Here is a 24,125-nt window from a genome sequence, read left to right as displayed (position 1 = left end):
AGGAACTGCGAAGTAATGGATCAGAAAGTCGCCACGGCCCTGGACATGGATCTGTCCCCCTACCAGGTGTTCACCGAGCGCGAGTGGGCAAGACTGCGTGCGGACACGCCCATGACGCTGGATGCGCATGAGGTGGCCCAGTTGCAGGGCCTCAATGCGCCGGTCTCGATCGAGCAGGTCGAGACAATCTACCTGCCGCTCTCCCGTCTGCTTGCCTTTTATGCCGAAGCAACCATCAGCATCTTTCAGGCAACGCAGAACTTCCTCGGCACCCGCGACGGCAAGACGCCGTTCATTATCGGTGTTGCCGGGTCGGTGTCTGTCGGCAAGTCGACCACTTCGCGCGTCCTGCGTGAGCTTCTGGCCCGCTGGCCGGCCAGTCCCAAGGTCGACCTGATCACCACCGACGGGTTCCTGTATCCAAACGCGGTGCTGGAAGCCGAAGGGCTGATGTCCAAGAAGGGCTTTCCGGAAAGTTTCGACAGGCCACGTCTGCTGAAATTCCTGTCGGACATCAAGGCAGGCAAGCGGTTCGTCCGGGCACCGGTTTATTCGCACTTCTACTACGATGTCATGCCCGGCCACACGGTGACGGTCGACCGGCCCGATATTCTGATTGTCGAAGGCCTCAACGTGCTGCAGACGCGCGAATTGCCCAAGGACGGGCGGGCTGTGCCGTTCGTTTCGGATTTCTTCGACTTCTCGGTCTATATCGATGCCGATGAAACCCTGCTGCTGAACTGGTATGTCGACCGCTTCATGCGCCTGCGCGAGACAGCTTTCCGCGATCCGGGATCCTATTTCCATAAGTATTCGCGGATCACGGATCAGGAAGCCGTCACGACCGCCAATCGCATCTGGAACGACATCAATCTGGTCAACCTGCGCGAAAACATCCTGCCGACGCGGCCTCGCGCCGACCTGATCCTGACCAAGGATTCCAGTCACAAGATTGCCAAGGTCGCCCTGCGCAAGATCTGAGCTGCAGCTGACGCCTGTCCCTCAGAGGAAGGCACCCAGCTTGGCCAGAACAAGATCCGGCACTTCGAGTTGCGGCAGGTGGCCGGCGTTCGGCAGCGCTTCGAATGTCGACTGCGGAATGGCGGCGTGCAGAGCCCGGCCCCGGTCGATCGGGATCCACGGATCGTCCTGTCCCCACAGGATCTTCACCGGGCACCGAAGGTCGCCGTAAAGCGGTTCGATCTCGTTGGTATAGGCTTCGTCTGCCTGGGCGAACTGGCGATAGAAGCTGCCGCGGCCTTCTTCGGTCAGCCAGGGGCCAGCCAGTGCCGCGCGGGCCTCGGCCCCGATTTCGTTGACAAGGGCGCCGCCGATATAGGCATCGACAACCGCGCGGTGGATATGCGGCGGGAGCCCGACAAAGGCTTCCACATGGCGGCCGACATGATCGAAGAACTCCGACCCCCAGGGGCTGAGGGCAACGACGTTCATCAAGACGTATTTCCCGAAATCGCAGCCGTGCAGAAGATGCGCCCGCAACGTTGTTGCCCCGCCAAAGTCATGGGCCACAACCGAGGGCCGCTCGAGTTGCCAATGATCGAGCATTTCGGCAAAGACCTTGCCCTGAATGTCTAGGGACGTGCGTTGGTCAGCTGACTTTGCCGACTGGCCGTATCCAGGCATGTCGTACCAGTGGACGCGGAACTTCCTGGAGAGTTCCGGAATGAGCCGATGCCAGGACCAGGACGACCACGGCCAGCCGTGTGCGAGCACCAGCGACGGCCCTTCACCCGCCCGGCCCGCCATGACGACACCGGCAGATGTCCGGATTTCTTCGGAAAGGTGCCAATTCGTGGTGTCGTTCATAATCTGGTCTCCATTGAACATGCATCGGCAGACATGCGCTGGAGAAGGTCAGTGTCCGTCTCCCAGCGCTTTCCGCACGTGGTGTGCCACGTCGCTGCTTGCAACCGTTGAACGGTTGGATTCGGTCCGGCCTGCCTTCAGGCTCGATGAAACCGGAAGGCAGGTTTGCCGAAAAGGTGTCAGGCGTCGCCGGGAATTCGTGCGATGACCTTGATTTCAAAATCGAAACCGGCCAGCCAGTTGACGCCGACAGCCGTCCAGTTCGGATAAGGCGCTTCTTCGAAAACCTCGTCCTTCACCTTCATCAGGCTCTCGAACTGGTTTTCCGGGTCCGTGTGGAAGGTCGTGACGTCGATAATGTCGTCCAGTCCGCAGCCGGCCGCTTTGAGCACGGCTTGCAGGTTTTCAAAGGCCAGGCGCACCTGGTCTTCGTAGTTTGGTTCAGGCGTGCCATCTGCACGGCTGCCGACCTGACCGGATACAAAAAGTAGGTCGCCGGAGCGAAGAGCGGCCGAATATTTATGCGTGTCATAAAGGGCGTGACGGCCCTCCGGGAAAACGGGTTGGCTCTCGGTCATGTTCTGTCCTTTCAGGGTTGGAGCTTCGGTGTGAAACCGGGCTTAACGGGGAGCGCTTATTGAGATACGCTGCGTATGTGAATAACTCACATACGCGCCGTATGTCAACTGACATACGCGCCGTATGCGAATTTGCGAGGTAAGGATGGCGCCGGGAAAACGAGCCGAAATGATGGAGGAAACGCGGGCAAAGCTGATAGCGGCAGGGCGAAAAGCCTTTGCCGAACAGGGCTACGCTGCTGCGTCCATGGATGAACTGACCGCTTCTGTCGGCCTGACGCGCGGCGCGCTTTATCACAATTTCGGAGACAAGAAGGGCCTGCTGCAGGCGGTGGTCAATCAGCTCGATGGCGAAATTGCAGCCGAAGCCAAGGAAGCCGCCAGCCGGCTTGGTGGGAGCGAATGGGAGTCTCTCATGGCAGAAGGCATTGCCTATATCGAGATGGCTCTGAAGCCGGAAGTGCAGCGTATCGTGCTGCTGGACGGACCATCCGTACTTGGCGATCCGTCACAGTGGCCGAGCCAGAATGTTTGCCTGCAGACAACGACAAGTGCGCTTGAACGTCTGATCGCCGAAGGCCTGGTAAAACCCGTCGACGCGGAAGCCGCTGCGCGGCTACTGAACGGCGCTGCCTTCAATGCAGCGCTCTGGATTGCGGCAAGCGATGACCCGCAAGCGGACCTGAAGAAGGTGATCGACTCTTTCAAGGTTCTTGGAGAAGGCCTTCTGACGACACCGCCGGGCTGACATACCACTTGGAAGCTGACACGAAAAAGCCCGCAGTCTTTGAGGGACTGCGGGCTTTTTGCGTCTGGTGTCCGGACCTTAGGCCACGGAGCGCTTGCGGACTTCCTGCAGGAAGGTGCCGACCTGATTGCGCAGCATCGAGGCGTTTTCCTTCAGCTGCTGGGCCGAGCTGTCGACCTTTTCCGCTGTATCGCGGGTGTTTTCGGCAGCCGCTGCAACGGTCTCGATGTTCGTGGTCACTTCAACCGTGCTACGCGAGGCTTCGGTCGCGTTGCTGGCGATTTCCTGTGTCGCGACGCCCTGCTCTTCCACGGAAGAGGCGATGGACGAGGCGATTTCGTTCATGTTGTTGATGATCTCGGTAACCGAGGAGATGGCACTGGCCGCATGACCGGTCTCATCCTGGATCGCCGTGATCTGGCTGGAGATTTCCTCGGTCGCCTTGGAAGTCTGGGTGGCCAGCTCTTTGACTTCCGCAGCAACGACCGCAAATCCCCTGCCGGCTTCGCCTGCGCGTGCCGCCTCGATGGTCGCGTTAAGCGCCAGGAGGTTGGTCTGCTCGGCGATCGCCTGGATCAGGTTCACGACCTCGCCGATGCGGCTGGCGCTTTCGGAAAGGCCATGCATGCGCTGGTTGGTTGCCTGGGCTTCTCCGGCAGCGCGGGCCGCAATCTCGCTGGAAGACTGCACCTGACGGCGGATTTCGTTGACCGAGGCCGACAGTTCTTCCGCCGCCGCCGCAACGGTTTCAACGTTGTGGGCTGCCTGGGAGGAGGCGTTGGAAACGCGACCGCTCTGTTCCGTGGTCTGTGCCGCGACGCCGGTCATGTCGGCGGAAGCAGCCTGCAGGTTCTGCACGGAGCTGTCGATGATGTTGAGCATTTCCATGATCTGACGATCGAAGTCGCCGCTGAGCTGCTGGATTTCGGCTCCCTTGCGGGCAGCGTCTTCCTGGCTGGAATTCTGCTGCTCTTCAAGTTCGCGCCGGGCAGCTTCGTTCCGGACGAAAACCTCCATGGCGCTTGCCATCTGGCCGATTTCGTCGCCGCGGTCGGTGCCGTCAATGGTGATGCTGGTGTTGCCATCGGCCAGCAGGCTCATGTTGTCGGTCAGCGCGCGCAGCGGGCGAACCGTGTTTCGGACGGCGACAAAGGCAATGCCGATCGCAATCAGGGCACCAACAAGCGCCAGAGCGATGATCGAAGTGGCAGCGCTCCAGTAGGCAGCTTCGAGATCGTCAACGTAAACCCCGGTGCCGATCATCCAGCCCCAGGGTTCGAAACCGGAACCCCAGCTATATTTTTCAATCGGTTCTTCGCCGGCTGTGCGCGGCCAGTAATAGAGCAGCGAACCGCCGCCGGCCTTGGCATCCTTGATCAGTTCGGCAACGATCTTCACACCCGTCTTGTCGGAGAAGCCGATCATGTTGGTGCCGACGAGCTTTGCGTTCGGATGAACCAGGTTCATGCCCTGGTAGTCATAGGCGAAGACATAGTTGTCGCCTTCGAACCGGATGGCGCCAATGGCTTCCCGGGCTGAGGCCTGGGCCTCTTCGCGGGTCATTTTCCCGCTTGCTTCCTGGCCATGGTAATAGGCGGCGATCGAAACCGCGCCTTCGGTGATTTCTTCAATCTTTTTGAGGCGTTCCGCGAACATCGCCGAATAAAGACTGTTGAGACTGACCACACAGATCGCGGCTGTGAACAGCAGGATGGTTGCGATCGGGAGGCTGATCTTCCAGGTAATGGGCCAACGGGCGAAGGACATGGTTAAGTGATTCCTATCGAACTCTGTCCGACAAGGTTTCCTCTTAATGATTGACCAAATGCTTAAGAAGACAGCCGATTTATGCCGTTAAAACGATTAGGGCACCAAAAACTGTCAGACAGTCCGGATTTCTATCAAGTATAAACCCTGTCGTTTTTTACAGGCGTGTCTGAAATCTATCTGCGGGCGCAGAACACGTCCCGCAATCCGGGACGGGACCAGGTGGCATTCTGAACCTGCCCCTTCAGCACATGCCCCTGGGACTCGTAATAGAACGTGTTGGCGCTGCCCTGTCTCTGCAGGGTGACGGCGCCATAGCCCATTTCAGCAACGGTTGCGGACTGCATGTCCGGCGAAAACACGACATTCAGGTCAATGCCGGCGGTGCACAGGTAGTCGGCCACATTGGCGCGAGCCGTCTGCTGTTGCTGGAAATTCGGCTGGTTTGAGCCTTCGATGGATCCCGGGGGGACGGGACCGGACGGGAAATCGTTGCCGGGCTGACCGTCGAAGCCGCCACCGTTGGGTGCTCCCCAGGTACCGCCATTGTTGTCGAAGCCGTTGTTGCCGAACCCGTTGTTACCAAAGCCGTTGTTACCGGGGGCACCGAAGTTCGCCGGTCCGTTGATCACGACCTCCCGGTACGGGGTCTTGGTGACATAAATACCCCGGCATTCGCCACTGGAGCCGCGCACGGTCCAGGCGTGGGAAACATAGGTCTGCTGTTCCAGGATCTGCCCCGGTTCCAGGCGCGCGTAGGGCCGCTCGCCACCGCGATAATCCACCCAGCTCACCTCGATGGGCTGACGGCTGGCGTTGCGGAACACGATCTGACCAGGCCGGACGGCTTCGACCGACCGCACCCGGCCGGCCTCGGAGCAGGAAAGATCCGAGTTCGCTTCTTCCGCACCGCTGCCGTAGGCGTCGTCCGAAACGATCTGCTGAGGCTGGGCGCAGGTGGCAACGAACAGGCGCACCGGGTTGGCGCTGCCTTTCAGGGAAACTTCGTGTGCAGGCAGACCTTCGACCGCGATCGACAGGGCAGACTGCTTGATCATGGCCTCCCACAGCGGGTCGGTCATTTCAATATTGACTTCGGGCAGCGATATGCCGGCTTCATTGGCGCTGGAGGAGCCGAAAGCATTGTAGACGCTGTCGAATTCGCCTGCAGAAATGCGCACTGCCTGCGGCATGCCTTCCAGAAGTCCGGCGGGAGCCTGCTGGAACGTGATCTTGGCAAACCCGGACTGAGTGGTGCAATCGGCCCGGAAATCCCGGTCGTCGGTTTGCGCAACGGCGTGCTGCAGCAGCGATGGTGTTCCGGGCTGCGTACCCGGTTCGGCCAGCCACTCGCGCGCCTCGTTCGGGCTTACCAGAACCGGCTCGGAATTGGCGGCACCCGGATAACCGTCACCGGTAACCGTGTCGATGTCATCAGGCAGGGAGGCCGTTTCGGTGCCAGGTGTGGAAATGGGAGTATCGACCTGGTCGAGCGGCTTCAGTCCGCCCTCTTCGGCAGGCGGATCGATTTCCTCGACGGATGGGGTCGATGATCCGTTGGAGTTGGAAGCGGTCTGCTGTCCTTCGGCAGGTCGATCCTGCTGGGAAGACTGTGTTGCCGCCGGAGCATTGGAAACCGGGCCGGCGGCCGTTCCGGAAGTTGTACCGACGATGCGGGCGACCGCGCCCGGCTTGCCGTCGTTCGAGACGTCGACCACAAGCGTGCCGCCGGAGCAGAAGCTGGCATCCCGATGCAGGACGCGGCTGTTTTCCAGAGTGACTTCAAGCTTGACGTCACAGGGCGGCAATTTGTTGTCGCTGCCCATCGTGTCGATGACGACACCCTTGTCGTCGCGGCTGATGATCGGCCGGTATTTCTTGTTCACGGTGATGGACCGGATGCCGGGTTGCGGCGGTTCCACGTTGATGCGCACGGTTTCGGGAACCGATTGAGCCTGTGCAGGCAAAGCCGACATCATAAGAACCACACTGCACGCGGCCAGCAGGCCGGATTTCAGCGCGGGGGTAACAAGAACATGGGCAGCATCAAGCCGCATAAGCGATCTCCGTGGGAGCGCAGGTTAGCACCGTTTGGGAATACTTAGGCAAAGTGGCAGTCTAAGGGCAAGCCCGCAATGGCGGGAAGCCCCGGCTTTCTCAGCGCGGCGCGCGCTTTGCCAGGATCCTTTGCAGGGTTCGGCGGTGCATGTTCAGCCGGCGTGCGGTCTCCGAAACATTGCGGTCGCAAAGCTCGTACACCCGCTGGATATGTTCCCAGCGGACCCGGTCGGCCGACATCGGATTTTCCGGCGGCTGCGCCTTGTCTTCGGGCTTGCGCGCAAGCGCGGCAACGATATCGTCCGGATCGGCGGGCTTTGCGAGATAGTCGATGGCCCCCAGTTTGACCGCCGTGACCGCTGTGGCAATGTTGCCGTATCCGGTCAGCACGATGGCGCGGGCATCCGGACGGCGCTGGCGAAGCTGTTCGATGACATCAAGACCGTTGCCGTCTTCAAGCCGCATGTCGACAATGGCGAAGGCCGGGGCATTCTGGGCAATCTTGCCGGCTGCGTCCTGAACACTGTCGGCTGTTTCCGTCGTAAAGCCGCGTTTTTCCATGGCGCGTGCGAGGCGCTGCTGAAACGGCTTGTCGTCGTCAACGATCAGGAGGGTCATGTCCTCCGAACTGTTCAGGGCAGGTGTCTGGTCCGTCATTTGGCTCTACCGGTCTTATTCTTGCGTCTTCTCCTGCACCCCGGATGGATTCACGGGCACAGCATGCATTGTTTGCGCTTTATTGCCGTTATGGGGTGAAAAAGCCGTTTCGTCCACTCTGCCGTCCTGTTCAAACACCTTGCGCGGCCAGCTTACGCGGATGTGAGCCCCTGTCTGGGGTGGGGCCGAATTTTCCAGATGCAGCTTGGCACCCGTGCGTTCCAGCAGGGTTTTGGCAATGAAGATGCCAAGACCAAGCCCTCCGCCGGTGCCACGTTGCGGCGACTTTCCGCCGCGCACGGAAACGTAGGGGTCGCCGATCTTGCCCAGAATTTCGACCGAAAATCCGGGACCGTCGTCCTTGATGGAAATCGAGAGTGTCGTTTCGTCCCAACTGGCGGACACATCGACGCGGGTCTTGGCGAAGTCGACGGCATTTTCCAGCAGGTTGCCAAGTCCGTAACGGATTGCCGCGTTTCGTGTGCCCACCGGCTCGGCGCCGGTACCGGACCCGGTGGAGTGGATCGCAACGCCCGTGCCCCGGTGCGGGTCGACCACATCTTCCAGCAGTTGCGACACCGGCATGCGTTGGTAGGTCCGGTCTTCCTCGCTCGACAGGCTCGTGAGCTGACGCAGGATCGACCGGCAGCGCTCGGCCTGTGAGCGGATCAGGTCCACGTCCTCGGCCCTGGGGTCGCTCGCCTCGAATTCGTCCGTCAGTTCCTTGGCCACCAGGTAGATGGTGGCAAGCGGTGTGCCGAGCTCATGCGCGGCCGCGGTTGCCAGCCCGTCAAGCGCGTTGAGATGCTGCTCACGGGCAAGCACGAGTTCGGTTGCCGCAAGCGCGTCCGCCATCTGGCGGGCCTCTTCGGCCACACGGAACGCATAGATCGCCATGAACCCGAGCGTGGAGACCAGCGCGGTCCAGATGCCGACGGAATAGACGATCGGAAGCGAGAAGTCGTCGCCCACCGGCCATGGCAGAGGCAGGTGGAAAACCGCAACCAGGCTGGCGCAAACCGTGGCCAGAATACCGAGGATCACCGTGTAACGGGCCGACAGGCCCGTCGCGGACACCATCACCGGTGCCATCAGCAGGAACGCGAATGGATTGCCCAGACCGCCGGTCAGGAACAGAAGCCCGCTCATCTGCAGGATATCATAGGCAAGCTGCAGGGCTGCGGCGCGTTCCGACAGGCGCATGGCCGAGGGCCAGCGGATCTTCAGGAAGATGTTGAGCCAGGCGGACAGGGCCACCATGGCAAAGGCAGGTCCGGCCGGCGTCGGATAGCCCAGACCGACATGCACGACCAGGAGCGCTGCGGACTGGCCGCCCACGGCAAGCCAGCGCAGGCGCACCAGCGTGTCGAGTTTCAGGCGCCGGTGCGGCAGGGTGATATTGGATGTCGGTTGTTCGTGCATCTGGACTTCTTGGAGAACGGCAACTTCCCTCTTTTGAAGCGGATTCCGGCGGCTGGCAAGGCCGGGGCTCTTGTGCCGACAAGGCGTAAGTGGTAGCCACCCGCTAACACGGCTGTCCGGATCACGCGGGCCGGCGGCCAGCCGGAGGGATTTAATAGCTCTTCATTTCAGATCAGCACCGCGCAACGGAATGAGATGATGACCGACACCAATGACGGCGGCGCTCAGCCGCAGGCGGAAAGCGCAGCAGCGCCGGGCATGCACATCCTTGGCCAGTACATCAAGGACCTGTCTTTTGAAAACCCGAATGCGCCGCGCTCCCTGGCACAGGGCGACCAGCCGAAGCTCGATATCAACGTCAACGTCGGTGCCCAGCAGATCGGTGACGATCAGTTTGAAGTCGTCCTGACCCTGACCGCCAAGGCAGAACGCCCGGACATGGTGATGTTCAACGTCGAGCTGGTCTACGCAGGCCTGTTCAAGATCACCGGCGTGCCGAAAGAGCACATGCATCCGTTCGTGATGATCGAGTGCCCGCGCATGATCTTCCCGTTCGCCCGCAACATCCTTTCCGAAGCGACCCGTAACGGCGGCTTCCCGCCGCTGATGCTCGACCCGATCGATTTCGCTCAGCTCTACCGCCAGAACATGGCCCAGCAGGCCGCTGCCCAGCAGGCGACCGAGCAGAAGCCGAACTAAGGTCAGTCAGACCACAATTTCACGGAACCCGTCCCGGGCAACCGGGGCGGGTTTTTGTTTGCCCGAAAGACTGTCCGGTCAGACTTGAGGGAAGCGGCCAACAGCAGGTTTCTCACTCCCTGCGGGAGGGCGAACTCGTGTCACGCCTCCTCCAGCAGCTCCGCCCAGGTTTTCGGCGTGTCGCCGTTGAGTGGGTTCTTCGCGGAACGCTTGTAGCGAATGGTTTCCATGCGCACGGTTCTGGCGTCGAAGAGGATCATCCGTCCAACCAGCCCCTCGCCCGTTCCGGTCAGCTCCTTCAGCACTTCCATGGCCTGCATGGCGCCAATGATGCCCGTCAGCGCACCCAGAATGCCGGCCTGGGCGCAGGTCGGCAGCAGGCCGTCGCGCGGCTTTTGCGGGAAGAGGCAACGGTAGGTCGGGTTGGCCGTGCCGTCCGGGCCGGTTTCAAAGGGCTTCAAGGTGGTCAACGAGCCGTCGAACTGGCCAACGGCGGCCGTCACCAGCGGTTTTTGCGCAAAGAAACAGGCATCGGACACCAGGTAGCGGGTGTCGAAATTGTCCGACCCGTCCACCACGAGGTCGTACCGGGAAACGAGCTGCATGGCATTGTGGCCGGCAAGGCGGGTGGGGTGCGGCTCGACCTTCACATTGGGGTTTAGCCGCGCAATCGCTTCTGACGCACTGGCAACCTTGGGCTCGCCCAGCTGGTCGGTATCGTGGATCACCTGCCGCTGCAGGTTGGAAAGAGACACCGTGTCGTCGTCGGCAACGCCGAGCGTGCCGACACCGGCGGCTGCCAGATATTGCAGCACCGGCGCGCCGAGGCCGCCGGCACCGATCACCAGCACGCGGGCATTTTTCAGCTTCTGCTGGCCGGCACCGCCGATCTCCTGCAGCACGATGTGGCGGGCGTAGCGTTCCAGTTCGGCGGGCGAAAGCATGTCAGGTCCTGTCTGGCTGGTCTCGGGTACACATGGGGGTGGCGGCGGCGGCAGGTCAAGCCCGTGCCCGCTCGGGAAATCCGGTATCCGGCAGGTTTATCCGAGTATCCGGCTCACCAGCCGGGCGGTGTAGTCGACCATCGGGATCACCCTTGCATAATTCAGCCGGGTCGGCCCGATGACACCGAGAACACCGACGATGCGCTGGTTGCTGTCCCTGTAGGGCGACACCACCAGGGAGGATCCGGACAGCGAGAACAGGTTGTTCTCCGAGCCGATGAAAATGCGCACCCCGTCGCCCTGTTCGGCAAGACCCAGCAACTGGATAAGATCCTTCTTGCTTTCAAGATCGTCGAACAGCAGGCGAATGCGCTCCAGATCCTCAACGGCGTCCAGATCGGTCAGGAGATTGGACCGGCCCCGCACGATCAGCGTGCCCGGATCGGTGGCGCTTTCCCCGCCCCAGACCGCAAGACCCGCATCAATGACCTTCTGGCTCAAGAGATCCAGTTCGGCCTGGTCCGCATCGCGGACCTTTTCCAGTTCGGAGCGGATTTCCGACAGGGTCCGGCCCTTGATCTGGGCATTGAGGTAGTTGCTTGCCTCCACCAGAGCCGATGACGGCAGGTCGCCCGGCAGATCGACAACGCGGTTCTCGACGGACCCGTCTTCGCTGACGAGGATCGCCAGGGCCTTCAGCGGTTCGATGCGCACGAATTCGATGTGTTTCAACCGCATGTCCGACTTGTGGGTCAAGACAACGCCGGCGCCCATGGACAGGCCGGACAGCATCTGACTGGCTTCCGTCAGCACCTGCTCGGCCGAATTCGCCTTTTGCGACGCCCGCACCTGGGCATCGATCGCCCGGCGCTCGTCCTGGGTCAGGTCGCCCACTTCCAGAAGGGCATCAACGAAGAACCGAAGCCCGATTTCGGTCGGCAGCCGGCCTGCGCTGGTATGCGGCGAATGCAGCAGGCCCATATGTTCCAGATCAGACATCACGTTGCGGATCGAGGCAGGGGACAGCGAAATGCCGAGCTTGCGCGAAACGTTCCGGGACCCGACGGGTTCGCCGGTCTCCAGATAGGTTTCCACGATCGAACGGAAGATTTCACGGGATCTCTTGTCGAGGTCGCTGAGGCTCAAGGCTTGTTCTCCGAATGTGACCACTCACCGGGGTCGACCGGGCTTTCATCAAAAAGATATAGGCGCAAAAGGGGGCTTGCGTGAAGTATCACAACGCAAGGCCTTTACGGCGAAGGAAGTTGGGGTCTACAAGGCCCCAACGAATACACTGGAGAAACGGCGGTTTTTCCGGAACGAAAGTCGAAAGGGATATGCATGCGTCCGTCCAAACGCGCAGCCGATGAACTCCGTGCGGTCACACTGGAGCGCGGGGTCTCCAAACATGCCGAGGGGTCCTGCCTCGTCAAGTTCGGCGACACCCACGTTTTGTGCACGGCCAGCCTGGAAGAGCGGGTTCCGCCCTGGTTACGCGGACAGAACCGCGGCTGGGTGACGGCTGAATACGGCATGCTGCCGCGCGCCACGGGCGACCGCATGCGCCGCGAAGCCAGTGCCGGCAAGCAATCCGGCCGGACGCAGGAAATCCAGCGTCTCATCGGCCGGTCGCTGCGCGCCGTCGTCAATCTGGAAGCCCTCGGCGAAAACCAGATCACGGTGGACTGCGACGTCATCCAGGCCGATGGCGGCACCCGCACTGCGTCCATCACCGGTGCCTGGGTTGCCCTGCGCGACTGCATCGAGTGGATGAAGGCCCGTGACATGGTCTCCGGCGAGGTCCTGAAGGATCACATTGCTGCCATTTCCTGCGGCATCTACGAAGGTGCCCCGGTGCTCGACCTCGACTACGCCGAGGACAGCACAGCTGAAACCGACGCCAACTTCGTTCTGACCGGGTCCGGCGGCATCGTCGAAATCCAGGGAACGGCCGAAGGTGCACCGTTCTCCGAAGAAGAATTCGGCAAGCTCATGGGCCTGGCCAAGCTGGGCATCGGCAAGCTGGTCGATCTTCAGAAAATGGCCATTCTCTAAGGGCGCAAACCATGAGCCATCGCAAGTTGGAACCGGGCAAACTGGTTGTCGCAAGCCACAACAAGGGCAAGATCCGCGAGATCAACGAACTGCTTCAGCCTTATGGCTTCGAAGTGATCTCCGCCGGAGAGCTGGACCTGCCGGAACCGGACGAGACAGGTGTCACGTTCGAGGAAAACGCAGCCATCAAGGCCCATGCGGCGGCCAAGGCTTCCCGCTTGCCGGCCCTGGCTGATGACAGCGGCTTCTGCGTTGCGGCACTGAACGGCGATCCGGGCATCTATTCCGCGCGCTGGGCAGGGCCTGACAAGGACTTCGCGATGGCCATGCGCACTGTCGAGGAAAAGCTTCAGACCCTGGGCGCAACGACGGACGACAAGCGCCGGGGATCCTTTGTTGCCGTGTTGTGCTTGGCCTGGCCGGACGGCAGCGAAGAGTTCTTCCGCGGCGAGGTCGAGGGACAGATCGTCTGGCCGCCGCGCGGTACGCAGGGCTTCGGCTACGACCCGGTTTTCCAGCCGGATGGCCATCAGCGGACCTTCGGCGAAATGACCTCGGAAGAAAAACACGGCTGGTCGAAGGAAGGATCCGCCCTTTCACACAGGGCGCGGGCATTCCAGCTCTTTTCTGCCGGCTGCCTGGAAGGATAAAAAGACGTGACAGGTGTGGGGGCAGCCGAAGGAGGCTTCGGCATTTATATTCATTGGCCGTTCTGCGCGGCCAAATGCCCTTATTGCGACTTCAACTCCCATGTCCGTCACCAGCCGGTCGACCAGGCCCGTTTCGCGGCCGCTTTCGAACGGGAACTCTCTCATTTCGCCGATTTGACGAAGGGCAGGACGGTTCAGTCCGTGTTCCTGGGCGGCGGCACGCCTTCGCTCATGGAACCGGCGACGGTGGACCGCATCCTGAAGGCGGTTTCCGATCGCTGGTCGTTGGATGAGAACGTCGAAATCTCGCTGGAGGCCAATCCTTCGTCGGTCGAGGCCGAGCGCTTTCGCGGCTACCGGGCAGCAGGTGTCAACCGGGTCTCGCTGGGCGTGCAGTCGCTCATCGATACGGATCTGAGACTGCTTGGCCGCCTGCATGATGCGCGCACGGCCCGCACCGCCATCGAAACCGCGCGGGCAACCTTCCCGCGCCTGTCGTTCGACCTTATCTATGCCCGGCCGGGTCAGACACTGGCCGGTTGGGAACAGGAACTGAACGAGGCCATCGCACTCGCCGCCGATCACCTGTCGCTCTACCAGCTCACGATCGAGGAAGGCACGCCCTTCCATACGCTGTTTCACGCCGGCAAGCTGAAGATGCCGGATCAGGATCTCGGCGCCGAATTCTATGAACTGACGCAGGATGTGACCGCTGCTGCCGGTCTGCCCGCCTATGAAGTCTCCAACCACGCCCGTCCGGGCGCCGAATGCCGGCATAACCTCGTCTACTGGCGCTACGGCGATTATGTCGGCGTCGGGCCCGGTGCCCATGGGCGCATCACGGTGGGTGTCAGCAAGCTTGCAACCGCCACCGAGCGCCATCCGGAAACCTGGCTGGAAAATGTCGAAAGCCACGGTCATGCATTGACCGAAAACGCCGGTCTTTCCGAAGAGGAGCAGGGCGACGAATTCCTGCTCATGGGACTACGGCTGACCGAGGGGATCGACCTGAAACGCTACGAGCGTTATGCGAGCCGCTCCATCGATCCGCTCCGTCTGGCAGCCCTGATAGAGCATGGCATGGTGGAAGAAATCGGGGAAAACCGCATTCGCGCAACCCGTGAAGGTTTTTTCGTGCTCGATGCAGTGGTCGCAGATCTGGCCGCCTGAGCCGTTCTGGAACGCCGTTAATATAATGCTACCAAATTGATTTAAATGTTCTATTGGGTCTTTTGCATTGCACAGTGATTTGGTGCGAAAATGTCTTTCGCCGCGATCCTGAGCACTTAGGCGCGTATTCACTACCAATTAGAAGTATTGCGGGCTGCAACAGGCATAGCTATCCTGTTGCAATGCAATAGATGGTGTAAAAAGAGACGGGCCGAAAAAAATGTTTACGAACAATGCCAATGGGGCCGGCACCAATTGGTTCAGCAAAGGAGAGACGTCTTTGCCGTTTTACCACCTTTACGAACTGAACCACGCCGCGATGGCGCCCTTCAGAGCTTTGGCCGACATGACCCGGCTCTACTTCCAGAACCCGCTGAATCCGCTGACTCATACCAGCTATGGTCGTTCGATCGCTGCCGGCTGCGAGGTGCTTGAACGCACGACGCGCCGCTACGGCAAGCCGGAGTTCGGTCTCAAGGAAACCACCGTAAGCGGTGTGCGCGTTCCTGTACGTGAAGTCAGCGTCTGGAGCCGTCCGTTCTGCGACCTGATCCACTTCGAACGCGGGGTCACGACGCACCGCAACGATCCGAAGATCCTGATCGTCGCGCCGATGTCCGGCCACTACGCCACGCTGCTGCGCGGCACGGTGGAAGCGCTGATGCCGAATGCGGATGTCTACATCACCGACTGGATCGATGCCCGCATGGTTCCGGTGCAGGAAGGCAAGTTCGATCTTGATGATTATATCGATTATATCATCTCGATGCTGCACTTCCTCGGGCCGGACACACACATTCTGGGCGTGTGTCAGCCGTCCGTGCCGGTGCTGGCAGCCGTCGCTGTCATGGAAGACCGCGAAGACCCCTATGTACCCTCCACGATGACGCTGATGGGCGGACCGATCGACACCCGCGTGGCGCCGACGGCGGTCAACGACCTGGCGGTTTCCAAGGGCATAGACTGGTTCAAGAACAACGTCGTCATGAAGGTTCCCTTCCCGCATCCGGGTTTCATGCGGGACGTTTATCCGGGCTTCCTGCAGCTTTCCGGGTTTATGAGCATGAACCTCGACCGTCACGTGACCGCGCATAGGGACTTCTTCCAGCATCTGGTGGAAGGCGACGGCGACAACGCCGAAAAACACCGCGACTTCTATGACGAATATCTCGCCGTCATGGACCTGACGGCCGAATTCTATCTGCAGACCGTCGAAACGGTGTTTATCGAGCACGCGCTGCCGAACGGCACCATGATGCACAATGGCCGTCTGGTCGATTGCGGCAAGATTACCCGTACCGCCCTTCTGACCGTTGAAGGCGAGAAGGACGACATCACCGGCCGGGGCCAGACCAAGGCGGCGCATAAGCTCTGCACCAGTCTGGACGACGACATGAAAGCGCATTACGAGCAGCCGAATGTCGGCCACTACGGCGTTTTCAACGGATCACGCTGGCGGTCCGAGATCGCGCCGCGGGTCATGGATTTCATCCGCTCCAACCGTACGGACCTGCGCAAGCCTGCCGCCAAGGCTCCGGTCGCCAAGGCCGCTGCACCGGCTCCTGCGCCTGCCGCCGCACCGGCTGCGAAAGCAGCGGCCGAACCGGCCGTGAAAGCTGCGCCTGCCAAGGCAAAACCGGCTGCAAAGAGCAGCGGCAATTCGCTGGAGAGCATCCTGCTGACCAAGCCGGACGGTGCCGCGGATGATCTGAAATCGATCAGCGGTGTCGGCCCGAAACTGGAATCGGCTCTCAACGAAGCCGGTATCTTCCACTTCTGGCAAATCGCCGGCCTGACGGAAGAGCAGATCGAGGCCCTGGACACCAAGCTGGATTTCCGTGGCCGTATCGCCCGGGACAACTGGATCGAGCAGGCTCGCCAGCTTTCCGAAACGGTGAGCTGAAACAAGCATCGGTGAAGGCACCCACCATGGGTGCCTTTGGCCGCGTGCCTTTAACTTGTCCCAAAAAGTCCGGTTTCTGGCGGCAGGCTACCTGCTGCTATTGATTCTGGCCTTTCGGCCCAATACAAGTGCCGGTCAGACAGCGAGGCCGGAGGTTTCAGTAGTGCTCAATATTTTTATTGGTTTCGATCCGCGTGAAGCGATTGCCTATCATGTTTGCGCCAACAGCCTGACCCGGCTTTCGAGCGACGTGCTGGCGATTACGCCGCTGTCGCTGCACAATTTGAAGACCTACAACGAGACCCATACCGACGGGTCCAATCACTTCATCTACACCCGCTTCCTGATCCCGAGCCTGATGAACTACAACGGCTGGGCGCTGTTCATGGACGGCGACATGATTGTGCGGGACGACATTGCCAAGCTGTTCGCCATGCGCGACGAGAGCAAGGCTGTCATGTGTGTCCACCACGACTATCAGACCCGGCAGACCACCAAGTATCTCGGCTCGAAGAACGAGAACTACCCACGCAAGAACTGGTCCAGCGTGGTGTTGTGGAACTGCGGTCACCCGGCCAACAAGGTGGTAACGCCCGACTTCGTGATGAATGCCACCGGCGCGCAGCTGCACCGGTTCACCTGGCTGGACGACGAGCTCATCGGCGAGCTGCCGAAAGAATGGAACTGGCTGCCGGATGAATTCGGCCCCAACCCCGACGCGAAACTTCTTCACTTCACGCTCGGCACGCCCTGCTTCCACGAATACGCCAACGCGCCGATGGCGGCTGAATGGCACCGCGAGAAGCTCCTGGCGAACTATTCGGCGCAACATGTGATCGACGGCCCATTCGACTGATCCGTTTCGCATTTTACATATAAATCAATGAAGTAGGCCCGGTCCGCAACTTTGCAGACCGGGTTTTTCGTTGCGGGAATTCTGTGATCCCTGTCACGAATCCTTGAAGGAGCCTGCAATCGTCCCCACTTGGAAAGTCGTGGATGTCTGAAATGGATAGGACGATGACAACAGCCAAAAGTTGCATGATCAAACCTGCCTGGACGCCGGTAACTATCGGCCTGATGGTGCTGGGTTTCGTGGCATTCTGGCCGCTTGGCCTTGCCATGCTTGCCTACATTTTGTGGGGCGACCGCTTTGAAGGCATGCTCCGCGATGCGAAAGATCAGTGGCGGGGCAGCCCGCTGAAGGAAGCCTTCGAGCAGATGAATACGACTGCCTATGCCCGCACGGGCAACGTCGCATTTGACGACTATCGCGAGCGCGAACTGAAGCGACTGGAAGAAGAGCGTGCCAAGCTCGACACCATGCGCGCCGAGTTCGATGATTTCCTCCGTGAATTGCGCCGCGCGCGCGATCAGGAAGAATTCGACCGCTTCATGGCCAACCGGGGCCGCAGCACTGGCGACGAAGCCACACCGCTGTAAAGTCTCCTCCTCCCGGACCCGTTCCCCGACGGCCAGACCAAGAGCGGCGCCTGAAAAGGCGCCGCTCTTGTCCGTTTCAGAACAGCCAGAATTGCAGCCGGCCTTCAGAAAGCCGGAATCTCAATCAATTTGCCCCCTTTAGAATTGCCGGGAAATCGCTCGCAAATCCGCTAAAATCAAGACAACTGATTCGATGGACCTTCGCCCTTGATGTTTCTCCGCGCCGGCAAGAAAACGCTGCCCGACCATATCGAGATCCAGACCGGTGCCAGTGCCGTGCGCATCCGCCTCAAGGCCAATCCGCGCGCGCAGCGGTATCTTCTGCGTTTGCCGGCCGACAGGTCCGGTCCGGTGCTGACCGTCCCCAAGGGCGGCGATCTTGCCCGTGCCGAGCGGTTCGCGCGCCAGCACATCGACTGGCTGATAGAGCGTCTGCAGGACAGGGCGGACCACGTCACGTTTCTGCCCGGGGAAATCGTACCCCTGCGCGGTGAGGATCACGTCATCGTGCCAACCGGCAAGCTGCGCGGGTTGATTACCCTTGGCCGGAACGACGCCGGTTTGCCGGCGCTGTTCGTGCCGGGGGCTGAAGACCACATCCCGCGCAAGGTCACCACCTGGCTGAAGGAACAGGCCCGGGCGGACCTCTCGGCCCGCACAACACTCCACGCCGCAACCATCGGCAAGAAGGTCGCGGCCATCAGCATTCGCGACACCACCAGCCGCTGGGGGTCTTGCGCCTCCAACGGACGACTTTCCTTTTCCTGGCGGCTCATTCTGGCACCAACGGAAATCCTCGATTATGTCGCGGCCCACGAGGTGGCGCATCTGAAGGAAATGAACCATTCGGCGCGCTTCTGGCGCCTGTGCGAACAGCTTGCCCCGCAAACACCGAAGGCTCGCGTCTGGCTGAAGCAGAACGGGGTTCGCCTGCACGGGTACGGCTGAAATTGCCTTCCTAGCCGCCCGACCGGCGCAGGCGCGCTGAAGACGGCCAACTGAACAGGTTGACGCAAAGACCCGATACCACCAGCGCTGCTGCGCCCAGTTTCCACGGCTCCAGAGGTTCGCCCAGAACAAGGGCGGCTGAGAGCATGCCTACGATCGGTACCAGCAGGGTGAAGGGCGCCACGGTCGCCGCCGGATATCTTGCCAGAAGGCCGCTCCACACCGAAAAGCCCAGCAAGGTCGTCGGGTAGACGATGTAGAACAGAGCAAACAGCCCCCGCCACGAAACGGTTTCATAGACCTGCCGGTAGACGTCGAGACCCTCGACGAAGGCCGATAGCAGCAACAGCGGCAGCGGAGCCACAAGGCTGCCCCAGGCAACCAGCGACAGCAGATCAACGGTGCCGATGCGCTTGGTAACGAGATTGGCGATGGCCCAGGAACAGGCGGCCAGAACGACCAGACCAAGCCCGGTCAGTGTCGTGCTGCCCGTCAGGTTGAATGCCACAAGGCCAAGGCCCGCGGTCGCCAGCGTGGCTCCGGCAATCTGCGCCGGACTGGCCGTTTCACCCAGAAAGGCAACGGCCAGTGCTATCGTGATGAACACATGAACCTGCAGCACAAGCGAGGCCAGTCCTGCCGGTATTCCAAGGTGCATGCCGGCAAACAGAAGTCCGAACTGCAGCGCGAACATGAACAGGCCGAACAGGACGACCAGCTTCATCGACGTGCGCGGCCGCTTCAGGAAAAGGATGGCCGGAAAAGCTGCCAGGGCAAAGCGCAATGCGGCAAACAGGATTGGCGGCAGTTCCTGCAGACCGATCTTGATCACCACGAAATTGAACCCCCAGACCGACACCACAACGAGCGCGAGCAAAATGTCTCGTCTCTTCAAGACCGGGTCTCCGTCCGGCCTTCAGCCGCCGCTTGGCGCTTGTGCGCTTCGGTAATGATCGTCTTGTTGAGGATACGCACCTCGCCGACCATCAACAGGCGCATGTCGCGCACAATGTAGTCTGCAAGTTCGTCGTCCGAGATGGTCTCTCCGGGAATGTCGAGCCGGAAGCCCTGCCCCTGAATGCCGCCACCGTTCGAGAAATCGATCTCGAAATCGAAGCAGACCCGTTTTTCGTCATTTGTCTGGATGTGTGTCATGGCTTGTCTCCTCAAATGGACATAGCCAACCATTGGTCCTATTGTGAAATTAATTGTTCTGGACTTATTGAAAAGAAAAGTTACTCAATGGATGAACATGTCCTGCGTACCTTCGTCGCCGTCTGTGACCGGCAGAGTTTCCGTGCTGCCGGCGAGGATGTCGGGCGCACCCAGTCTGCCGTCAGCCAGCAGATAAAGGGCCTGGAAGCCGAACTCGGTGTTCAATTGTTCAACCGCTCCACCCGTTCGGTCGAGATGACGCCGGCAGGACAGACCTTCTACAGCCATGCCTGCAGCCTGCTCAGCCGGCACCGCGAGGCGGTATCCGCCGCGCGCGGGGCCTCGGTGCTGCCGTACCTGCGCATTGGCGCAACGGACGACATCGCCGCCTATGGCCTCGTACCTGTCTTGAGAGCGCTGGAAGACGGACCGGAGCCCTGCTCTCTCGATCTTGAAACCCACTCCTCGCAGATGCTTCTGGCAAGTCTCGGCTCCCGGTACGATCTTGTCATCGTGGTGTCGCCCCAGCGGTCCCGGACCGGTGACCTTGTTGCCAGCGTGCCGCTCGTCTGGCTCGGCAGCGCGTCGCTTTCAACATCACAAAATGCCCTGCCGCTTGCGGTCTATGCCGACAGATGTGCCATGCGCGATGCCGCCATTGCCGCGCTGGACACGAGCGCCGTGAAATGGACGACCAAGGCCACCGTGTCCGGCCTTGTCGTCATCGAGGCGGCTGTCCGTGCCGGCATCGCCGTGGCTCCGGCCCTCGCCGGGTTCCATGCCGCCGACCTGCCCACAGTCACCTCGTTGCCTGCCCTGCCGCACCTGGAACTTCGCATCGTCGCCGGAACGCCGGTAGGGGAAACATACCTGCCTTATGTGCGCAAAGGCCTGCAGGGGCTTCTGGAGGCAAAAGGGTAAGCGGCGGCCGGGCAAAACCAGTTGCAAACACGGGAGAATCTGCTTCGATTCCCCAGGGGAAGCTGGGAGATGCAACATGAAAAGCTTGAGATATCCGATCAAAGTCGTCGCGCTGGCCTTGCTGGGCTTTGCCCTGCCGGGACTGACATTCTCCGGTCAGGCCATGGCCGACAGCTGCTGGAACCACAATGGCTCGCTCATGCGGCTGCAGGCGCAGGGCAATCAGCGATGGCTGTCCTATGAAGTTCCAAAACCCGTCCTGCGCAACGCCGGCGTCCAGCGCGGCACGTTGCTCTTCAACGGCGCCAAGAACGGCAACTGGTATTCCGGCACCGCCCGGGTGTTTTCCAAATACTGTCCGGGTTCACCGCTGGAATATTTCGTCGAAGGCCCGGTGCGCGGCGACCAGCTTCAGGTTACGGTCACCGGCACCCGTGAAGTCTTCAACCAGTGCCGTCCCACCGGCCGCTACACCACCGACACGCTGGTGTTCACCTACAGCCATCAGTGCTGAGGTGGAATTAACGGATATGTGTCGCAGGTATTTCTGAGAAATGGAGCAAGTGGCCCATCCTTCGAGACAGGCCTCTGGCCTTCCTCAGGATGAGGAAGATGTGTGTTGAAGGCCAGGGAAGATCAACATAGTGAACCTCATCCTGAGGAAGGCTGAAAGCCTGTCTCGAAGGATGGGCTGCACACACACGGTCGGAACGCGCAGTTCCACCGGCTGAAGCCTCAAAAACGGCCTTATGAGCCGTGAACAGCAGTGCCCGGATCAGCCGCCACCAAACAGATTGCGCAGCAGGTTCAACGGGCCGCGGCGTTCGCCGTTGCCTTCGCCGCCGCCACCAACGGGGGCTGGCGGTATCGGTTCGCTGCCGGAGCCGACGGTTTCCACCGGGCCGGGCTTGCGCGGGGCGGAGACGGTTGCCGGTACATCCGGCACGCCGGGCAGGTCTGCCACCGGCAGGCCTTCGTGGGAGGCATCCATCACCTCTTTCCAGACAGTGGCGGGCAACCCGCCGCCGGACGCCTTGCGCGTCGGTGAGTTGTCGTCATTGCCGAACCAGACGGCGGTGGTCAGATTGCCGGTATAGCCGATGAACCAGGCGTCGCGGAAATCCTGGCTGGTACCGGTCTTGCCTCCGGCGGGACGCCCGCTTTCCAGCCGTGCCTTGCGGCCCGTGCCGGTTACCAGGGTTTCCGACATCATCATGTTCATTTCGCCGACCAGACGGCGGTCGATGACGCGGCCGCGTCCATCGCCGGAGCGGGAATAGAGCGTCTTGCCGTCCACGGTCTTGATCCGCCGGATCACATGCGGCAGCACGCCATAGCCACCGTTGGAGAACGGCACATAGGCACCGGCGATTTCCAGCGGCGTAACTTCGGAGGTGCCGAGCGCGATCGACAGGTTGTTCTTCATTTCCGAGGTGACACCCAGCCGTTTGGCCGTGTCGGCAACCGTTCCTGCGCCAACCTCATAAGTCAGCTGCGCGGCCACCGTGTTCAGCGACAGGCTGAGCGCCCGTGTCAGCGTCACCGGGCCGTAGTAGTCCTTGGAATAGTTCTGGGGCGACCAGTTGCCGAACCGGACCGGCTGGTCCTGGCGGATCGTCTGGGGTGAAAGGCCGTTTTCAAGCGCGGCCAGATAGACGAACGGCTTGAAGGACGAGCCCGGCTGCCGCTTGGCATAGGCTGCGCGGTTGAACTGGCTCTTGGAATAATCGGCCCCGCCAACCAGCGCCTTCACGGCGCCCGCGGTGTCCAGCGTCACGACGGCTCCCTGGGAAACGCCGTATTTCTCGCGGTTTTCCTTCAGGGCGCTGCGCAGCGCCTGTTCGGCAGCCCGCTGCATCTTCGGGTCGATGGTGGTGTCGACCACGATGTCGGTCTCGATCGAGCCGATGAAATGCGGCAGCACGTCCATCACCCAGTCGGCGGCATAGTTCTCGCTGGCGGTGGTGTAGCGGCGCACCACCTTGGCGGGCGCGGCCAGGGCGTTCTTGGCTTCATCGCCTGTGATGTAGCCTTCCTCGTTCATGGCAGCGAGCACAAGCTGGGCGCGGTCTTCTGCAAGGTCCGGGTTGCGGGCAGGCGAATAGCGCGACGGTGCCTTGAGCAGGCCTGCGATCGTGGCAGCTTCCGGAATGGTCAAAAGCCGTGCCGATTTGCCGAAGTACCTGCGGGCGGCTGCATCCACGCCATAGGCGCCGGAGCCGAGATAGACCCGGTTCAGGTACATCTCCAGGATCTCGTCCTTGGAATATTCGGCTTCCAGCCAGAAGGCGAGCACCAGTTCCTGGATCTTGCGCTTGATCGTCCGGTCCTGTTCCAGGAACAGGTTCTTGGCAAGCTGCTGGGTCAGCGTCGAGCCGCCCTGCTGCAGGCGGCCGGAGGTGAAGTTGGTGTAGACGGCGCGGGCAAGACCGACCGGGTCGACACCGAAATGGGAGCGGAAGCGCCGGTCCTCGATGGCGATGACGGCATTGGGCAGATAGGGCGGCAATTGCTCCAGGCGCACGGCCTCGCCGCCGGTGTCTCCGCGGTTTGCCAGCAATTCGCCATTGGCGGCGACAATCTTGACGTTGGGCGGTCGCGCCGGAACCTGCCATTCGGAGGTCGGCGGCAGAAAGGCGGCGTAATAGCCGACCAGGCAGACAACGGCGATGGTGCCCCAGATGCCGAGCACCATGCTCCAGTAGAAGCCGCGCTTGAGAAGGCGGCCGAAGGCAGTCGGGGCCTGGAACCTGTTCTTGCGTTTGGCCTTGCGCCGTTTGGCGCCGGACCGGCCACCGCCCCTTCCGTTGCCTCGGCCATTGCCGTTGCCGTTCTTGGCCGTCTTGCGGGGCGAGGATCCGGGTTTTTTCTTGGCTGGAGCCTTGCGGGTCTTGCCTTTGCCGGACGACTTGGAAGAAGGCGCAGCTGGACGGTCCTGCGGGTTTAAGCGCAGGTCGAGCAGGCTGCTGCCTGAATTTCCGAATGTCGGTTCAACACGCGGCTGGCGTTTCGCCCGAGGCGCCATTGATCCTTCGTCCCCTAACTCCGTACCAACCAGGGTTGGCGTTATCCGGCAAACGCCGGTTTCCCCGGAGATGAGCTTAAATTGCGGCGATTTAAGGGGGCGTTAAGGCTACGGGCTTTTGCACGGGCAAGACGACCGGATGATCAGCTACAGGC

The 24,125-nt window shown here is 61.1% G+C and carries 23 protein-coding genes; 12 read left to right on the top strand and 11 right to left on the bottom strand.

Annotated elements, in window-relative coordinates; all coding sequences use genetic code 11:
- Positions 1-15 precede the first annotated feature (15 nt).
- Positions 16-981 (top strand): type I pantothenate kinase, encoded by a 966-nt coding sequence (gene coaA, locus ACP90_RS00605; protein ID WP_023002417.1) that lies wholly within the window; start codon positions 16-18, stop codon positions 979-981.
- 21 nt (positions 982-1,002) lie between these two features.
- On the opposite strand, the gene ACP90_RS00600 is transcribed toward coaA, so the two are convergent.
- Positions 1,003-1,827 carry an alpha/beta hydrolase gene (locus tag ACP90_RS00600; protein WP_062491221.1) on the bottom strand — a complete coding sequence of 275 codons (825 nt, stop codon included), beginning with the start codon at positions 1,825-1,827 and terminating at the stop codon, positions 1,003-1,005.
- 179 nt (positions 1,828-2,006) lie between these two features.
- Positions 2,007-2,405 (bottom strand): RidA family protein, encoded by a 399-nt coding sequence (locus tag ACP90_RS00595; RefSeq protein ID WP_062485943.1) that lies wholly within the window; start codon positions 2,403-2,405, stop codon positions 2,007-2,009.
- A 169-nt stretch (positions 2,406-2,574) separates the two neighbouring features.
- On the opposite strand from ACP90_RS00595, the gene ACP90_RS00590 reads away from it, so the two are divergent.
- Complete coding sequence (locus ACP90_RS00590; protein ID WP_201030441.1) at positions 2,575-3,153, top strand: TetR/AcrR family transcriptional regulator; 579 nt, start codon at positions 2,575-2,577, stop codon at positions 3,151-3,153.
- 78 nt (positions 3,154-3,231) lie between these two features.
- Here the strand turns inward: ACP90_RS00590 and ACP90_RS00585 are convergent, their stop codons facing one another.
- The 4 genes from ACP90_RS00585 to ACP90_RS00570 all read right to left on the bottom strand — a co-directional run bounded on the left by ACP90_RS00585 (position 3,232) and on the right by ACP90_RS00570 (position 9,057).
- Positions 3,232-4,920 carry a cache domain-containing protein gene (locus tag ACP90_RS00585; RefSeq protein ID WP_062485938.1) on the bottom strand — a complete coding sequence of 563 codons (1,689 nt, stop codon included), beginning with the start codon at positions 4,918-4,920 and terminating at the stop codon, positions 3,232-3,234.
- Between the two features lie 176 nt (positions 4,921-5,096).
- Positions 5,097-6,977 (bottom strand): hypothetical protein, encoded by a 1,881-nt coding sequence (locus tag ACP90_RS00580; protein WP_062485934.1) that lies wholly within the window; start codon positions 6,975-6,977, stop codon positions 5,097-5,099.
- Positions 6,978-7,077: 100 nt separating this feature from the next.
- On the bottom strand, positions 7,078-7,635 hold the full coding sequence (locus ACP90_RS00575) for an ActR/PrrA/RegA family redox response regulator transcription factor (protein ID WP_031269958.1): 558 nt from the start codon (positions 7,633-7,635) through the stop codon (positions 7,078-7,080).
- Positions 7,636-7,650: 15 nt separating this feature from the next.
- Positions 7,651-9,057 (bottom strand): ActS/PrrB/RegB family redox-sensitive histidine kinase, encoded by a 1,407-nt coding sequence (locus ACP90_RS00570; RefSeq protein ID WP_023002410.1) that lies wholly within the window; start codon positions 9,055-9,057, stop codon positions 7,651-7,653.
- Between the two features lie 198 nt (positions 9,058-9,255).
- On the opposite strand from ACP90_RS00570, the gene secB reads away from it, so the two are divergent.
- A complete protein-coding gene (gene secB / locus ACP90_RS00565) occupies positions 9,256-9,756 on the top strand; it encodes a protein-export chaperone SecB (RefSeq protein WP_031269955.1) in 501 nt (166 codons plus the stop codon).
- Between the two features lie 140 nt (positions 9,757-9,896).
- Here secB and moeB read toward each other — a convergent pair whose 3' ends face one another.
- A complete protein-coding gene (gene moeB, locus ACP90_RS00560; protein WP_062485931.1) occupies positions 9,897-10,700 on the bottom strand; it encodes a molybdopterin-synthase adenylyltransferase MoeB in 804 nt (267 codons plus the stop codon).
- Positions 10,701-10,796: 96 nt separating this feature from the next.
- Positions 10,797-11,870, bottom strand: a complete 1,074-nt coding sequence (gene hrcA / locus ACP90_RS00555; protein WP_031269953.1) for a heat-inducible transcriptional repressor HrcA — start codon at positions 11,868-11,870, stop codon at positions 10,797-10,799.
- A 171-nt stretch (positions 11,871-12,041) separates the two neighbouring features.
- Here hrcA and rph point away from each other — a divergent pair, with 171 nt between their 5' ends.
- The 7 genes from rph to ACP90_RS00520 all read left to right on the top strand — a co-directional run bounded on the left by rph (position 12,042) and on the right by ACP90_RS00520 (position 18,869).
- On the top strand, positions 12,042-12,755 hold the full coding sequence (rph, locus tag ACP90_RS00550; protein WP_023002406.1) for a ribonuclease PH: 714 nt from the start codon (positions 12,042-12,044) through the stop codon (positions 12,753-12,755).
- Between the two features lie 11 nt (positions 12,756-12,766).
- Positions 12,767-13,405: an RdgB/HAM1 family non-canonical purine NTP pyrophosphatase gene (gene rdgB / locus ACP90_RS00545; RefSeq protein WP_062485928.1), complete on the top strand. Its 639-nt coding sequence runs from the start codon at positions 12,767-12,769 to the stop codon at positions 13,403-13,405.
- Positions 13,406-13,420: 15 nt separating this feature from the next.
- Positions 13,421-14,575: a radical SAM family heme chaperone HemW gene (hemW, locus tag ACP90_RS00540; protein ID WP_062491220.1), complete on the top strand. Its 1,155-nt coding sequence runs from the start codon at positions 13,421-13,423 to the stop codon at positions 14,573-14,575.
- 319 nt (positions 14,576-14,894) lie between these two features.
- On the top strand, positions 14,895-16,478 hold the full coding sequence (gene phaZ / locus ACP90_RS00535) for a polyhydroxyalkanoate depolymerase (protein ID WP_062491218.1): 1,584 nt from the start codon (positions 14,895-14,897) through the stop codon (positions 16,476-16,478).
- A gap of 163 nt (positions 16,479-16,641) precedes the next feature.
- Entirely contained in the window at positions 16,642-17,334 is a 693-nt protein-coding gene (locus tag ACP90_RS00530; RefSeq protein ID WP_055660566.1) for a glycosyltransferase, read from the top strand.
- Between the two features lie 164 nt (positions 17,335-17,498).
- Positions 17,499-17,921, top strand: a complete 423-nt coding sequence (locus ACP90_RS00525; RefSeq protein WP_208993420.1) for a DUF2852 domain-containing protein — start codon at positions 17,499-17,501, stop codon at positions 17,919-17,921.
- A 210-nt stretch (positions 17,922-18,131) separates the two neighbouring features.
- Complete coding sequence (locus ACP90_RS00520; RefSeq protein ID WP_055660313.1) at positions 18,132-18,869, top strand: SprT family zinc-dependent metalloprotease; 738 nt, start codon at positions 18,132-18,134, stop codon at positions 18,867-18,869.
- A 10-nt stretch (positions 18,870-18,879) separates the two neighbouring features.
- Here the strand turns inward: ACP90_RS00520 and ACP90_RS00515 are convergent, their stop codons facing one another.
- Positions 18,880-19,764 carry an EamA family transporter gene (locus tag ACP90_RS00515; protein WP_062485924.1) on the bottom strand — a complete coding sequence of 295 codons (885 nt, stop codon included), beginning with the start codon at positions 19,762-19,764 and terminating at the stop codon, positions 18,880-18,882.
- Positions 19,761-20,024, bottom strand: coding sequence for a hypothetical protein (locus tag ACP90_RS00510; protein WP_062485920.1), 264 nt, complete (start codon positions 20,022-20,024; stop codon positions 19,761-19,763). The genes ACP90_RS00515 and ACP90_RS00510 overlap by 4 nt, the downstream gene beginning before the upstream one ends.
- Before the next feature lie 87 nt (positions 20,025-20,111).
- Here ACP90_RS00510 and ACP90_RS00505 point away from each other — a divergent pair, with 87 nt between their 5' ends.
- Complete coding sequence (locus ACP90_RS00505; protein ID WP_062485917.1) at positions 20,112-20,945, top strand: LysR family transcriptional regulator; 834 nt, start codon at positions 20,112-20,114, stop codon at positions 20,943-20,945.
- 76 nt (positions 20,946-21,021) lie between these two features.
- The gene (locus ACP90_RS00500; RefSeq protein ID WP_062485914.1) at positions 21,022-21,459 is read left to right on the top strand and encodes a hypothetical protein; all 438 of its coding nucleotides are present in this window, start codon (positions 21,022-21,024) and stop codon (positions 21,457-21,459) included.
- Between the two features lie 261 nt (positions 21,460-21,720).
- Here the strand turns inward: ACP90_RS00500 and ACP90_RS00495 are convergent, their stop codons facing one another.
- Positions 21,721-23,970: a PBP1A family penicillin-binding protein gene (locus ACP90_RS00495; protein ID WP_062485910.1), complete on the bottom strand. Its 2,250-nt coding sequence runs from the start codon at positions 23,968-23,970 to the stop codon at positions 21,721-21,723.
- Between the last annotated feature and the right edge of the window lie 155 nt (positions 23,971-24,125).

Origin of the sequence: Labrenzia sp. CP4 (genome assembly GCF_001579905.1) — a bacterium.
Classification (GTDB): Bacteria; Pseudomonadota; Alphaproteobacteria; order Rhizobiales; family Stappiaceae; genus Roseibium; species Roseibium algicola.
This window is presented reverse-complemented; position numbering and strand designations above follow the sequence as displayed.

Coding starts and splice junctions, on each gene's coding strand:
- coaA (WP_023002417.1), top strand. CDS start 16: ATGGATCAGAAAGTCGCCACGGCCCTGGACATGGATCTGTCCCCCTAC.
- ACP90_RS00600 (WP_062491221.1), bottom strand. CDS start 1,827: ATGAACGACACCACGAATTGGCACCTTTCCGAAGAAATCCGGACATCT.
- ACP90_RS00595 (WP_062485943.1), bottom strand. CDS start 2,405: ATGACCGAGAGCCAACCCGTTTTCCCGGAGGGCCGTCACGCCCTTTAT.
- ACP90_RS00590 (WP_201030441.1), top strand. CDS start 2,575: ATGATGGAGGAAACGCGGGCAAAGCTGATAGCGGCAGGGCGAAAAGCC.
- ACP90_RS00585 (WP_062485938.1), bottom strand. CDS start 4,920: ATGTCCTTCGCCCGTTGGCCCATTACCTGGAAGATCAGCCTCCCGATC.
- ACP90_RS00580 (WP_062485934.1), bottom strand. CDS start 6,977: ATGCGGCTTGATGCTGCCCATGTTCTTGTTACCCCCGCGCTGAAATCC.
- ACP90_RS00575 (WP_031269958.1), bottom strand. CDS start 7,635: ATGACGGACCAGACACCTGCCCTGAACAGTTCGGAGGACATGACCCTC.
- ACP90_RS00570 (WP_023002410.1), bottom strand. CDS start 9,057: ATGCACGAACAACCGACATCCAATATCACCCTGCCGCACCGGCGCCTG.
- secB (WP_031269955.1), top strand. CDS start 9,256: ATGACCGACACCAATGACGGCGGCGCTCAGCCGCAGGCGGAAAGCGCA.
- moeB (WP_062485931.1), bottom strand. CDS start 10,700: ATGCTTTCGCCCGCCGAACTGGAACGCTACGCCCGCCACATCGTGCTG.
- rph (WP_023002406.1), top strand. CDS start 12,042: ATGCGTCCGTCCAAACGCGCAGCCGATGAACTCCGTGCGGTCACACTG.
- rdgB (WP_062485928.1), top strand. CDS start 12,767: ATGAGCCATCGCAAGTTGGAACCGGGCAAACTGGTTGTCGCAAGCCAC.
- phaZ (WP_062491218.1), top strand. CDS start 14,895: ATGGCGCCCTTCAGAGCTTTGGCCGACATGACCCGGCTCTACTTCCAG.
- ACP90_RS00525 (WP_208993420.1), top strand. CDS start 17,499: ATGACAACAGCCAAAAGTTGCATGATCAAACCTGCCTGGACGCCGGTA.
- ACP90_RS00520 (WP_055660313.1), top strand. CDS start 18,132: ATGTTTCTCCGCGCCGGCAAGAAAACGCTGCCCGACCATATCGAGATC.
- ACP90_RS00510 (WP_062485920.1), bottom strand. CDS start 20,024: ATGACACACATCCAGACAAATGACGAAAAACGGGTCTGCTTCGATTTC.
- ACP90_RS00505 (WP_062485917.1), top strand. CDS start 20,112: ATGGATGAACATGTCCTGCGTACCTTCGTCGCCGTCTGTGACCGGCAG.
- ACP90_RS00500 (WP_062485914.1), top strand. CDS start 21,022: ATGAAAAGCTTGAGATATCCGATCAAAGTCGTCGCGCTGGCCTTGCTG.
- ACP90_RS00495 (WP_062485910.1), bottom strand. CDS start 23,970: ATGGCGCCTCGGGCGAAACGCCAGCCGCGTGTTGAACCGACATTCGGA.